The organism is Streptosporangium sp. H16, assembly GCF_051918855.1.
Taxonomy (GTDB): domain Bacteria; phylum Actinomycetota; class Actinomycetes; order Streptosporangiales; family Streptosporangiaceae; genus Streptosporangium.
In genome coordinates this window covers 228621-241813 of record NZ_JBPXMD010000006.1, presented here as the reverse complement: position 1 = coordinate 241813, position 13193 = coordinate 228621, and the positions used below count along the sequence as shown (strand labels likewise).

The following is a 13193-nucleotide window of genomic DNA, read 5'->3' as shown; positions in this document are numbered from 1 at the left end:
GCGATCAGCAGCCCCGGAGGACATTCGATGAATCACCACAGCACGCAGCACTCCGTCAGCGTGGCAGGCGTGATCATCGACGACCAAGGCCGCGCCCTTCTCACCCAGCGCAGAGACAACGACCACTGGGAAGCGCCCGGCGGCGTCCTCGAACGCGACGAGGACATCACCACAGGTCTGCTTCGGGAGATCCGCGAAGAGACCGGCCTGACGGTCGAGCCCGTCACCCTGACCGGCGTCTACAAGAACATGACACGCGGCATTGTTGCCCTGGTCTTCCGCTGCAAGGTCATCAGCGGCCACCTCACCGAAACCGACGAAGCCCGCGCGTTCCGCTGGGTCACCGCCGACGAGGTCTCATCACTCGCATCCGAAGCATTCGCCATCCGCGTCCTCGACGCCATGCACCACCACCAGGCGCCGGCCATCCGCCACCACGACGGCACTCATCTACTCGGATCGTCGCAACGTAACGAGTGACTTGCCGAATTGTTCGTATGGGTTATCAAGGCGGCGGCGCGGCGCGCCGCCGCACGGCCCTCCCACCGCCCGCCGTCCGGGCGTGCGGCGTGGGCGCCGGTCCCGAACGGCGGCGGGAATCGGCCCGCCCGCCGCACCGGCCGCCCGCCGCACTCGCCCATCGACCGCCGCAGTGGGGCCGCACCGCCGCCCGTCACTGCTCAGGACCGCAGCCGAACGGAACTGAACAAGGCGTTGCGCCCCCGGGTGGAGGCGATGAGGACGCGCAAGCCAACGCAGGCGTGATTGCCGCGTTCTTCCGGTTGCCGCCCCCTCGTAGGGACGATGAGGACCCGTGCCCGCCGGTCAAGAACTGGTCGTTGACACGTTGCGACCCCTCGCAGGGACGATGAGGACCGTCCGCCAGCACGAAGAGCTGGACTGGCAGCACGAGTTGCGACCCCTCGTAGGGGCGATGAGGACCGCCGCTGTGAGCGTTTCTCCGCCCATCCCCAACCCGTTGCGACCCCTCGTAGGAGCGATGAGGACGTTCAGCCCGTGACGCTGCCCAGTGCGTCCGCAACACGTTGCGACTCCTCGTAGGGGCGATAAGGACAACAACAGGGACGGCAGCTTCAGGGCGCCGTTCTTCGGGTTGCGACCCCTCGTAGGGGCGATGAGGACGGTGTTCAGCCGACATCCGGCCCGACACCCTGACGCTGTTGCGACCCCTCGTAGGGGCGATGAGGACACCCTTCAAGGTGACCGGCAAGCCCACCATCATCACGTTGCGACCCCTCCTAGGGCGATGAGGACCAGACATGGAGATGTGAGTGCCAGACCTCGCGATCCCGTTGCGACCCCTCGTAGGGGCGATGAAGACGGACGTCCTGCACGCCCTGTTGCTGCCGTACCTGACCGTTGCGACCCCTCGTAGGGGCGATGAGGACCGGCACGAACTGGGTAAGCCAACGCTCGTCACCAGCAAGTTGCGACCCCTCGTAGGGCGATGAGGACCCACACCCCGGAGGGGCCATGCACGGACATCCCATCACGTTGCGACCCCTCGTAGGGGCGATGAGGACCGCGGTCACCTACCAGTTCTGGCCGGACGGCGGCATGTTGCGACCCCTCGTAGGGGCGATGAGGACACCCCACCGTCTTCAGCGGGTTCGTCATCAGTAACAGGTTGCGACCCCTCGTAGGGGCGATGAGGACCCCGGAAGCGCGCGGGGTAGTCGAGGTCATTCGGCGTTGCGACCCCTCGTAGGGGCGATGAGGACGCCGAGGATCGTCACCAAAGGCAAGGGCATCCAGGGTTGCGACCCCTCGTAGGGGCGATGAGGACCGGGGTGGGAGTGGATGAGGCCGCCGCCGGGGGCGCAGTTGCGACCCCTCGTAGGGGCGATGAGGACGTGGGGTGGATGGACTGGCTGGTCAGCACTGAGGACATGTTGCGACCCCTCGTAAGGGCGATGAGGACCAGAACCACGAGGCGTTCACGTTCACGGAGGAGTTCGGGTTACGACCCCTCGGAGGGGCGATGAGGACTGGCAACGATCCGCCACCACGGCAGCACTACCACGTTGCGACCCCTCGCAGGGACGATGAGGATCAGTCGTCTGGCATAAGCGAAAAGGCACCACGAATCCGTTGCGATCCCTCGTAGAGGCGATAAGGAACGGGGGGCGGCATGACGGTTCTTGTGGGCCAGATCGTGTTGTGACCCCTCACAGGGGCCGATGAGGACAGGACTCGTCTTAGCGACTTATGCTCACGCGCATTGTGTTGCAACCCCTCGTAAGGGCAATGAGGACCGGTCGCGCTGATCATGTACGCCGCGACCCGCTCGCCCGTTGCGACCCCTCGTAGGGCGATGAGGACAAGCTGTGGATAGCGGACATCGTGCTGTCTCCCGGGTTGCGACCCCTCGTAGGGGCGATGAGGACCCCGTGCAGCAGAAGCTGAAGGATCGGGGCTGGATCATGTTGCAACCCCTCGTAGGGGCGATGAGGACACGAACGAACTTTCCGTGGCTACGGGACCCCGTGGTTGCGACCCCTCGTAGGGGCGATGAGGACGCGCGCCCTGCTGGAACAGATCATCGCTTCCCGCAGGTTGCGACCCCTCGTAGGGGTGATGAGGACTTGTGGAGTTCGGGTGGCATCAGTACACGCCGTACTTGTTGCGACCCCTCGTAGGGGCGATGAGGACGAAGCTGGACCTGGCCACCGCCTCCCCCGCCGACATGTTGCGACCCCTCGTAGGGGCGATGAGGACGCCTCGCCAAGGTCCCCGTGATCCTGGTCGACGTCGAGTTGCGACCCCTCGTAGGGGCGATGAGGACACACCCGCCTGATGGACGGCAACCAGCTGTGGATGTCGTTGCGACCCCTCGTAGGGGCGATGAGGACGCCAACCTCCGCCCACGAGTCGCCGCCCGCACGCGGTTGCGACCCCTCGTAGGGGCGATGAGGACGGGCTCGATCGTCGCCTACCTCACGCGCATCACGTTGCGACCCCTCGTAGGGGCGATGAGGACCTCTGAGCGGCTGGTCGCCTCAGGCCCGCCTCCGGCAGTTGCGACCCCTCGTAGGGGCGATGAGGACTTCCATAGTGAATCAACGAGAGATGAGACCCTTGCTGTTGCGACCCCTCGTAGGGGCGATGAGGACTCGCGGTTGGGACTCCAGATCAGCCACTCGTCACCCGTTGCGACCCCTCGTAGGGGCGATGAGGACCCCAGAGTAAAGCCGCAGTTCAAAGGCCTTCTTCTGGAGGCGATCCGGCCACTTTTTGCAGTGAACCTCCGGTAGTGCAGAAAACTCGGGAGGTCTGCTGCAAATCCGTGTGATCACCATGATGCCATCGGTTCCGGTCGGTGTCACTGGACTCGAACCCGGTGTGGAGTGGTTCGGCCCTGACGATCGCCTGAGGGTGGCTGGTCTCCGTGAGTGGTCGGGGGCGATCGACGGTCCGAGACCTCGTTCCTCGGCCCCGGCCCACCGAGCGGCAGAACTGGGACCGTGCCCGGCGTGCCCGTTGCGTGCCCGTCAGGAGGGTCACCAGGGGGGAATCACGGGGACTCACGGGCAAGGCGAAACCGCCACTGACCTGGAACGCAGCAAGTCAGAGGGTCGCGCGCCGAGATCTTGTAAACTGTAGGTCAGGGGTTCGATTCCCCTCGTCGGCTCGTAACAAAGGGCCAGGTCAACCGGCATTCGGTGACCTGGCCCTTTGATCGTTAAGCGGACTTCTTGCCTTTCCGTGCCACCCGCGTGCCATTGGCTTTCTTCGTGGCCGTCTTGCGTGCCACCTTGAGAGCCTTGCCCAGCGCCTCCGCGATGGCCTTGTCACGGTCCTGACTGGCGTGCTGGTAGATCAGCGCCGCCCGCGTCGAGGAGTGCCCCATCCGGGACATCAGCTCCTTGAGGCTCGCCCCGGTCGAGGCCGCCAGAGTGTTGCCGGCATGGCGGAGATCATCGACGCAGCGGTCCTCGGCGTCGCGGCGCATCAAGCACTTCGTGGCGCGGGCACATTCGTCGCGCTCGTTGCCCCGTTCGCCGTCCATCCGTGGCACCCGTGTCGTCGTTCAGGAGATCTTCGCCGACGGCGGCCGCCTCACCGAACTGGCCGCGCTCGTCGATGCCCGAGTGCTCACGCTCCGTGTCGCGCGGACACTGCCGCTCAACGACGCCCCGACCGCACATGCCCTGCTCGAGAAGGGGGCCTTCGCGGCCGGATCGTCCTCACTCCGTGAACCGGCCACAGGACGAGCGGAATTCGATTCCCGCGAGTTGGGCCCGCGACCCGATCATTCCGGCTGGTTGGGGGTTCCGCGTCCGATCTCGTAGGGAGTGGAGACCCCCTCGTAGGCCAGGTGCGTCACCATGCCGTCGGCCGCGTGGCCGAGGTCGTGACAGTGGTCCATCCAGACGCCGGGATTGTCCGCGCGGAATCCGATCTCGTAGGTTTCACCAGGCTGGACGGCCAGGGTGTCGATCCACCAGGGGCTCCCGGTGGTCGGGCGGCCGTTTCGGGAAAGCACGAGGGCGTGGTGCCCGTGCAGGTGCATCGGGTGGACCTGGTGGCTGCGGTTCACGAACGTCATACGGACGACTTCACCCTGCCGGACCATGTGGACGGGGGTGTGAGGAAAGCTGCGCCCGTTGACGGTGGGCAGGAAATGGAGGGTGCCGTCGTGGAAGCCGATCCTGTCGTCGATGATGACCATGAAATCGCGGTCGAAGCGGGTGAAGGGGGCCGGAGCCGGCGTGCCGTACGTCGCGGGGTCGAAGAGCGGCGCGTCAGGCGGAATCGAAGGCGCGGTCACCGGGCCGTCCGAGCCGGCGCTCAGGAGCAGTCCGGCCCGAGGGTTGGCGAGGTCGGCCAGGAGAACCGGCCGGTCCGGCATGACGAAGGTCAGGTCGTACCGGCCACCCTCGGGCACGGAGAGCCGCACACCGTCGAGTTCGGAGGGGCCGTCGAGGTCGACTCCGTCGATGGCGGCCACCCGGAAGCGCGTGCCCAGCAGTACGAGGTTCCTGGACTCGACGTCCGACCAGGCGTTCCTGTCGGTGTTGACCACGCGTAGCCGTACCGGGGTGCCGGGTCTCACCGGTCGGCGGTCGAGCGTGTCCGACCTGCCGAACGCCGCGACCAGCCCGTCGGGACGCTCCCAGTTGTGGGCCATCACGGTGATGTCCTCGCCCGTGGTGCCTTCTGGGGGGAGCACCACGAGCGAGCCGAACAGCCCGCGCCGCACGCCGACGAGGGGGCGCTGGTGGGTGTGATACCAGAATGTGCCCACCTGGTCGGCGCGGAACCGGTAGACGTGGCTCTCACCCGGCTGTACGGCGTCCTGGGTCACGCCCGCGACGCCGTCCTCGGCGTTGGGTACGTCCAGGCCGTGCCAGTGGATGGTGACCCCCTCGTGGGGAAGCCTGTTGACGAGCGTCACCTGGACGAGGTCGCCCTCGCGTACGGTCAGCGCGGGCCCGGGTGCCTGGCCGTTGTAGGTCCAGGCGTCGAGCACGGCGCCGGAGCCGAGCCGGATGCTCGTCTCCCGGGCCGTCAGGGTGAACGCGCGGTCGGGGGTGCCCGTGCGCGGGCCGGTGAGGTCGGCGGCGTTGACGGCCTTGACGGCCGGGGCGCCCGATGCCCGGCTCCCGTGGTGGGAACCGCCGGGACCTCCTCCGTAGTCCACGTCGCCGTGGCCCATCATGGACATCCGGTCGGGCAGAAGGCTCGTCCGCATCTCGTAGACGCCCGCGCCGGTGATGGCTGTCGCCACCAGGGCGGTGACGGCCGCGGCCCGCCTGGTCCCGGCCCGGCGAGGACGGGGGTTTCGCCCCCGGGACGCCGCCGCGGCCACGAGGAGGACGCCCGCGTAGATCGCCATGTCCGCGCCGTACGGCGGGAGCGGACGGGAGAGGTATTCCATGAAGGCGCCGAGCAGGGCTGCCGCCGCGGTCGTCCGCACGGAGACCCGGACGGAAACCGGGAAGGGCGCCGGCGGTGCTCCCGCCGTCTCCGGTGTCCGCTCCGTCTTTGCCGTCTTCGCCGTCTTCGCCGTTCCGTTCGTCGCTTGACGTCGACCGGCGATCCGCCGCAGCGCTGGGACGGCCAGCGCGAACATCGCCACCATCGGGACGGCGAGCAGGGGCAGTGCCACCAGCACCCGGTCGGCGACGAATACCCAGCCGTTCGACCACAGCAGGCCGGTGCCGATCCCCCGGGCCACCGTGACGACCGTCCCCACGCCGATCAGCGCGAGCAGGAGCCGGGTCCGGCGGCGCGTTGAGAGACCTCCCGCGAGGAGTCCTGCAGCGCCCCAGACGATGAGGAGCAGGATCACCAAAATGCTGTCGACATTCACCGCGAACTCGTACATGGGCGCCGACGCTAGGTGCCCGGCGGGAGCGCTCGCATCCGCCCGATGCCGACACCGGCTACGCGGATCACCGTACGGGCGGCCGGGTGGGAGCCGTACGGCGCCGGGTGTGTCCCGGCCGTCGAGCGCGCCGTGGTCGTTGGGCTATTTAGATTGTCTGGCGTGTCCTGGCCGTCAGGCGTGTCCGGGGCGGACCAGGCCGGTTTCGTAGGCGATCACTACGAGTTGGGCCCGGTCGCGCGCGCCGAGTTTCACCATCGTCCGGTGAGCGTGGGTGCGTGCGGTCGCCGGGCTCATGGACAGGCGCTCACCGATCTGCTCGTTGCTCAGCCCGGCCGCCACGAGCGCCATGACCTCGCGCTCCCTGCCCGTGAGCCTGCCGAGCGCGCCCGTGTCCCGAGGGGCCGGCTCTTGGGCGAGGAACCGGGCGATCAACCGGCGGGTCGCGGCTGGGGACAGCAGCGCCTCTCCCTGGGCGACCACGCGCACCGCCTGCCGGAGGTCGGCGGGTTCGACATCCTTGGTGAGGAAGCCGCTCGCGCCCGCGCGGAGGCCGTCCATGACGTACTCGTCGAGATCGAAAGTCGTGAGCACGATCACGCGAACCGCGGACAGCGTGTCGTCCCCGGCGATCCGCCTGGTCGCCTCCAGCCCGTCCATGATCGGCATCCTGATGTCCATGAGCACCACGTCGGGGCGCAGCTCGCGTACGAGACGGACCACGTCCTCCCCTGTCGTGGCCTCCGCGACGACCCTGATGTCGTCGCAGTTCTCCAGGAGCCCGCGCAGGCCCACCCGGACCATCGTCTGGTCGTCGGCGATCAGTACCCGGATCACGCGGGGTCTCCGATCGGCAACCTGACGAGGACGGAGAATCCGCCACCGGGAAGGGGCGCCGCCGTGAGCGTTCCGCCGAGGGACGACGCGCGCTCCCCCATCCCGCTGAGCCCGTATCCAGAGGTCCCTCCGGCTTCCGGGTGTTCGTCTCTCCGGTCACGCCCCTCGCGGGGACGTCCGTCGTCGACGACCTCGACCTCGAGCGCGTCCGGCTCGTAGGCCAGGGTGATCTGTACCGTGCCGGCGTTCGCGTGCCGGATGGTGTTCGTCACCGATTCCTGCACGACGCGGAACGCGGCGAGATCCACAGCGGGAGGCAGCCGCCGTGCCTCACCTTTCACGACGACCGTTGCCTCCAGACCGGCGCTCCGCGCCCTTCCGGCCAGCTCGCCGACCTGGCCCAGGCCCGGAGCCGGTACGCGCGGCGGGGTCTCGCCGTCGTCCGTCCTGAGGAGTCCCAGGGCCGACCTGAGCTCGATCGTGGCCTCCCTGGCGGCCGTGCGGATGGCGCGCAGAGCCGTCCGCGCGTCGGCCGGCCGATCGTCGAGCACCTCGTCGGCCAGCGCCGCCTGGATGGTTATCCCGGTGATCGTGTGGCTCAGCACGTCGTGTATCTCCCCGGCGATCCGCAGCCGCTCCTCCGCCGCCCGCCGGGCCGCCTCGCGCTCCCGTCCGGCCTCCACCAGGGCCAGCCGCTCCCCGGCCTCCGCGAGCCGTACCCTCCGGCTGCGCATGGTCTCACCCAGCAGGACGACGGCGAGGAGCAGCCCTGCCTGGGCCGTCATGTCCGTGAGCACAGGCAGGATCGGTTCGCCGAGATGCAGGGGGCGGATCGTCAGCCCCAGCACGACGAAGAGCCCGGCGATCCCGAGCGACCACACCAGCAGTCCTCCCGACGCCGCGGTGTAGAGCGCGAGGGCCAGGGGGACGGCCGGGGTGATTCCTGGATATTCCAGCCCGTAGTACAGCAGGAGGCACGCGGCCGTGACGAGGAGCACGCCCAGCGGCGAACGCCTGCGGAACAGGAGAACCCCTCCGATGACCGCGGCGAGACCGTAGGCGATCGCGTCGGGAGGCCGTGATCCGAGAACGGGCTCGGTCGCCACGCTCATCGCGATGCCCACCAGGATCCCGACGAGAATCGCCAGGCCGGTGTCGGCGATGGCGCGCATCCATCGGCTCATGGCCACACCCTAAACGTGCCTTGAAACGTGACGGGCGAGAGCCCGGGAGCCCGACGCCGCAAAGCGTACGAAACGGTCGTTTCACTCCCTATGTGGTCTCCCACGCCGGCAGAAGCTCGCGAAGGTTCCCAGGAGCACGAACGCCCGGTATCGCTCCGGGACCGTCGTCACGATCTCCACGACCTTGGCCAGCGGGATCATCTCCCGGTCCGGAGTGTCCGGCATGCCGGCACCCTTGATCCGGCACGGGTTCTTGCGGATCAACTCGTCGTTCACCGCTGTGCCCATGATCGACTTAAGAAGCTGGTTGCAATTCTCGGCCGCCATGCGACGTTCGACATCCCACGCAGCCAAGAATGTGCCGTCATAATCCGACCCGTGAGACTCGAAATAGACCCAGAACGCAAGGTCCACACAGGAACCTGCGACTGCTGCGGAACTCCCTTCGAACGCGTAACAGGGTTCATCAACAGCGACGATGGCGCCTACGCCATCTACTACGCCTCCTGCTACCACCACGATGGAGTTCACGAGGCATGGATCGATGTCGTCTTTGACGACGCGTGGGACCCAGACGACCCCGTAACCCCCACCGGCTCCAACCGCGTCACCTTCGGATGCCGTGTCGGCCCCGTCGCAAACAACCCCAACCCCGCATGCACCCTCGTTCCAGCCGCCTCTGTCGTACCTGACAGACCTCTCTACGGCCACAAGCTCAATCGCGACGAAGCCCTCCAACACCCCTGGCTCTCCGCCTACTGGCACACCGTCGACCACATCCTCGAACACGACACCACCGTCCGTCAGCACCTCTACGGGGTCCCCGCAGACGAGCAGTGACAAGACCAAGAAGCCTCCGGGAGGGGTCTCAGACTCCGGGAAAATCCAGCGGGGGAGGCGTGTGCGTCCGCACAGGGTTCTCATGTCGTGCCAGTAAGGCCGGGGAACAGGGGGAACCAAGGGGAATCACGGACAAGGGAAGACCGCGTGCTGGTGGATCACGCCCGCCACGGATGGCCTGCGCGGGAAACATTCCGAGCATCACCCCCGTCCAGCGGGCCAGGGTCCCTCGCATGGCCACCCCCTCAGCCGTGGATCTCCAGCATCGGGCACCCGAAAGAAGTCGATGGTGGCGATTGGCGCTCGTCTTCGGTCCCGTTGCCGTGGGTGCCGTTTTGACGCTCTTCGCGGCGGCTCACCCCGGCGGCAACCAGTTTCTGGCTCTATTGGCCGTCCCCGCATGGCTCCTGTCCGGCCTTATATGGATCTCTCTCCTCATTACCCGGGGCAGCGACTACCGGCATAGCCCATGGGTCATCGCGACGCCACTCATCGGAGCACTCACACTCGCCGTGGCGAGCTCCCGGCTTCCTATGCGGGCGGCTTTCCTGATCTCCGAGACGGACAGATTGCCCCTCCCCGCGTCCATGACCTGATGAGGGAAAGAGCCGCGGGGAGGCGGTGGCGCGCGGGCGACACGTCCGCCCGGAACTTGCTTCATCTGTGATCAAGTAACTACTATGCGTAAAAAAGATCTTGAGGGATCTTTGGGTGAGGGGTGTCCGGGGTCCTGCCGGTGCTCGTGGGTGCGGTGACGGCGAGTGCGGTGGCGGGCCGAGCATCCGGTGGAGTGCCCGGCCGGGGCATGGCCCTCCGGGCTGGCCCCGGCGGCGTTCCACGACGGTAGGGGGATGTGCGGTGGCCGGAAGGCTTCGGCGCGGGATCGTCGCGTTTCTCGTGGTGGGCGGCATGGCTTCGGCGACGGGGTCCGGAGCTTCCGGCGCGTCCGGCCCGGCCCCGGATCCGGACTTCTCCCTGACGGTGAGTCCGGCACGCCTGGTCGTCGGTCCGGAGGAGATCGACGACCCCCAGTCGTTCCAGGTGGTCAACAGGGGGCGATCGCCGGTCGACATGGTCGTCGACAAGGCGGGTTTCACAGTGGGCGGGGCCGGCGAGATGCTCTTCGAGCACGACGCCCCCCACTCCGCCGCCGGCTGGCTCAGGGTCACGCCGGCGGGCTTCCGTCTCGCCCCCGGCGCGGAGCGGCGCGTCACCGTGCGGATCGACCCCCCGCCCAGGCCCGAGCGCGGCGGGTACCAGATGGCCCTGCTCTTCGCCGTCCCCGCCGGAACCGGCGGGGGCGACATCAAGCTCGACCGGGTGATCGGGACGCCGATCTACCTCACGGTTCCGGGGCCGATCGACACCTCCGTGAACGTCGGCGACCTCACCACCCCCAGCGGCTTCACGACGGGCGGCCCCATCGACTTCACCGCCACCGTCGACAACGTCGGGACCGTTCACCGCGACTTCCTCGCCCCGCGGAGCCTGAAGGTGGGGGTGAACGGCTACGACGTGCCGTTCCCCGACTTCACGCTGCCCCGCGGGGTCGGCAGGAGTGTCACCGCCAGGTGGGCGAACCCGCCGTTCATGTGCGTCTGCCGCGCGACGGTGTCGGTTTCCGGCAGTGGCGGGACCTCCCGGCGGAGCGTCACGCTGGTCGTCTTCCCGCTCCATTTCCTCGGGGCGCTGATCGCGGTCGCGGCGGCCCTGTACGCCCTCGCCTGGCTGTCGCGCCGCCGGCGCCGGGCGCGCGCGCTCGGGGCGGCTCGGGGGCCGCGCGGTCGTGACGACCCCGACGGCGACGGCCAGGGCGGCCGCGACGCCCCCGCCCGGGTCGGTGACGAGGCTCGGTGAGGTCCGGTGAGGTCCAGCGAGATCCGCGGCACGCCGCAAGGCGTACGAAACGGTCGTTTCACTCCCTGTGCGGTCTCCCGCGCCGGCAGATCGGGGAGGCAACCCTGTGGATTCGCCTCGTACGAACGGCCCTTCGTCACATACTGAGACGCTAGATAAGCGGAAAGTGACCGACGAGGGGCGCGGCGGTGACAGTAACGATCCTCCAGCGAGTCCGCACGGAGCGGGGCGGCTGCGATGGCACGAGCACGGAGCGGGGCGGCTGTGAGATCACGAGCGAGGAGGCGATCCGGTCCGACGTCGACGTCACCGTGATCGTCCCCCTCCACAACTGCGGGCCCTATCTCGACAGGTGCCTGACCTCGCTGCTGATCCAGCGCGTCGCCCTGGAGGTGGTGGTCGTCGACGACGGTTCCACCGACGGCGGTGCCGCGCTGCTCGACCTGTACGCCTCCTGCCACCGCGGGGTGATCCGCGTCGTCAGGCAGGAGGCGTCCGGCGGCGCGGGGCGCCCGCGCAACGTCGGGCTCTCCCGCGCGCGCGGCAGATACGTCTTCTTCTGCGACGCGGACGACTACCTCGGCCCCCAGGCGCTGGAGCGGATGCTCGCGATGGCCGACCGCAACGGCTCGGACATCGTGCTCGGCAAGATCGTCGGGCATGACCGCAAGGTGCCGATCTCGATGTTCAAGGAGAACGCCGAGCGGGTGCCCCTCGGCGACAGCGCGGTTTACAACAGCCTGAGCTGCTTCAAGCTGTTCCGCAGGGAGATGCTGGAGCGGCACGCCATCCGTTTCGACGAGACGCTCCTGGTGGGGGAGGACGTCGTCTTCACCACCCACGCCTACTGTCACGCGGACGTGATCTCGGTGGTCGCCGACTACGACTGCTACCACCTGGTCGCCCGGCCGGACGGCACCAGCATCATGCAGCGGCAGGGGAGCCGCGACCCGGTCTCCTGGCTGCGGATGATCAGGCGGCCGATCGAGCTGATGCTCGCCCACGTACGCCCCGGGAATCTCCGCGACCACCTCCTGCGGCGTCACTTCCGGATGGACGCCTTCGGCAACCTCGGCAGGCCCTTTCTCGAGGCCGGGGAGGTCGAGCGCAAGGAGATCGCCGCCGAGGTGGCCGACATGTGCGAGCGGTGGCTGACCGACGGGGTCCGCGAGCGGCTCCCCGCGATCGACCGGAGCCGGATCGCCGCGCTGCAGGACATCGACCGCCTGGTGCGGCTGGCGCACATCGAGTCGGCCTCGGTGCGCAGGGAGCTCACCGCGCTTCGCTGGGAGCGTGAACGGGAGGGGAGGCTGGCGATCTCTGGCAAGGTGGCGCTGAGCACGCTGGAGCGCTACGACCGCCCGGAGATCACCGGCGGGGACCTCGCCCTGGTGCTGCGGCGCCGGCACGTGGACCCCGGCCCGTCCGACGAGGTCATGGTCCCGGTGACCGGCGACTGCGCGGGGTTCACCGGGATCGTCGACGTCACCACCCTGTCCTCCGGCATCTGGGACGTCCACGTGAGCGTCGCGTTCGAGGGCGTTCCCCGGCTCGCGCGCCTGGGCGCCGACGGGGAGGGGCTGATCGCACCGCCCGCGCCGCGCGTGGTCGGCGACGTCGTCGCCCTTCCGTACTTCACCCACCCGTACGGCAACCTCAGTCTCGACATCGGCGGGCACGTGGTCGCGGTGCCGGGCGGCGCCAGGCTGGTGCGCGCCCGCTGGGCGGCCGGGCACCGGCTGGTGCTCGACGGCGAGGTCAGCGTGGGTGCGGCGGCCCCGGCGGCCGACGCGGTGCGCTCCCTGGTCTGGCGGGAGCGCGAGTCGAGCCGGGAGCGGCGCGAGCCGGTCACGGTCGGCGCGGGCGGCACGTTCACGGCCTCCCAGGCGATGGGGCGGCTGGGGCCCGGCACCTGGGACGCCTACCTGGAGCTCGACCTGGGCGGGCCGCCCGCGCGCTTCAGGATCGAGGCGGTGCCGGAGGTGATCGAGCAGCCGCGCACGTGGTGGCGCGGCGCGATCCGGTGGAGTGTCAGGCCCTACGCCACGGCGGGGAAGGGCCGACTCAGCACGGTGGTCCGCACCCTCGGCCCCAGAACTTTCATCAGACGTATCGTTCGTTAA

Annotated in this window: 9 protein-coding genes and 1 CRISPR repeat array; of the genes, 4 read left to right on the top strand and 5 right to left on the bottom strand. The window is 68.7% G+C overall.

Features of this window, described 5'->3' with window-relative positions:
• The first annotated feature begins 27 nt into the window (after nt 1-27).
• On the top strand, nt 28-480 hold the full coding sequence (locus tag ACTOQ2_RS12880; RefSeq protein WP_440099809.1) for an NUDIX hydrolase: 453 nt from the start codon (nt 28-30) through the stop codon (nt 478-480).
• A 1897-nt stretch (nt 481-2377) separates the two neighbouring features.
• Nucleotides 2378-3200: direct repeats of the CRISPR family, unit length 30 nt; unit sequence GTTGCGACCCCTCGTAGGGGCGATGAGGAC.
• Between the two features lie 503 nt (nt 3201-3703).
• Here the strand turns inward: ACTOQ2_RS12880 and ACTOQ2_RS12875 are convergent.
• Nucleotides 3704-4030, bottom strand: coding sequence for a hypothetical protein (locus ACTOQ2_RS12875; protein WP_440099898.1), 327 nt, complete (start codon nt 4028-4030; stop codon nt 3704-3706).
• Here ACTOQ2_RS12875 and ACTOQ2_RS12870 point away from each other — a divergent pair.
• Entirely contained in the window at nt 3918-4313 is a 396-nt protein-coding gene (locus tag ACTOQ2_RS12870) for a zinc-binding dehydrogenase (RefSeq protein WP_440099895.1), read from the top strand. The two genes, ACTOQ2_RS12875 and ACTOQ2_RS12870, sit on opposite strands and share 113 nt — an antisense overlap.
• Here the strand turns inward: ACTOQ2_RS12870 and ACTOQ2_RS12865 are convergent.
• The 4 genes from ACTOQ2_RS12865 to ACTOQ2_RS12850 all read right to left on the bottom strand — a co-directional run bounded on the left by ACTOQ2_RS12865 (nt 4274) and on the right by ACTOQ2_RS12850 (nt 9216).
• Complete coding sequence (locus tag ACTOQ2_RS12865) at nt 4274-6352, bottom strand: multicopper oxidase family protein (protein ID WP_440099808.1); 2079 nt, start codon at nt 6350-6352, stop codon at nt 4274-4276. The two genes, ACTOQ2_RS12870 and ACTOQ2_RS12865, sit on opposite strands and share 40 nt — an antisense overlap.
• 174 nt (nt 6353-6526) lie before the next feature.
• On the bottom strand, nt 6527-7189 hold the full coding sequence (locus tag ACTOQ2_RS12860; RefSeq protein WP_440070895.1) for a response regulator: 663 nt from the start codon (nt 7187-7189) through the stop codon (nt 6527-6529).
• Nucleotides 7186-8373 carry a sensor histidine kinase gene (locus tag ACTOQ2_RS12855; RefSeq protein WP_440099807.1) on the bottom strand — a complete coding sequence of 396 codons (1188 nt, stop codon included), beginning with the start codon at nt 8371-8373 and terminating at the stop codon, nt 7186-7188. The genes ACTOQ2_RS12860 and ACTOQ2_RS12855 overlap by 4 nt, the downstream gene beginning before the upstream one ends.
• A gap of 81 nt (nt 8374-8454) precedes the next feature.
• Nucleotides 8455-9216: a hypothetical protein gene (locus tag ACTOQ2_RS12850; protein ID WP_440099806.1), complete on the bottom strand. Its 762-nt coding sequence runs from the start codon at nt 9214-9216 to the stop codon at nt 8455-8457.
• Between the two features lie 906 nt (nt 9217-10122).
• Here ACTOQ2_RS12850 and ACTOQ2_RS12845 point away from each other — a divergent pair.
• Nucleotides 10123-11070 carry a hypothetical protein gene (locus tag ACTOQ2_RS12845; RefSeq protein ID WP_440099805.1) on the top strand — a complete coding sequence of 316 codons (948 nt, stop codon included), beginning with the start codon at nt 10123-10125 and terminating at the stop codon, nt 11068-11070.
• Nucleotides 11071-11258: 188 nt separating this feature from the next.
• Nucleotides 11259-13193, top strand: a complete 1935-nt coding sequence (locus ACTOQ2_RS12840; RefSeq protein ID WP_440099804.1) for a glycosyltransferase family 2 protein — start codon at nt 11259-11261, stop codon at nt 13191-13193.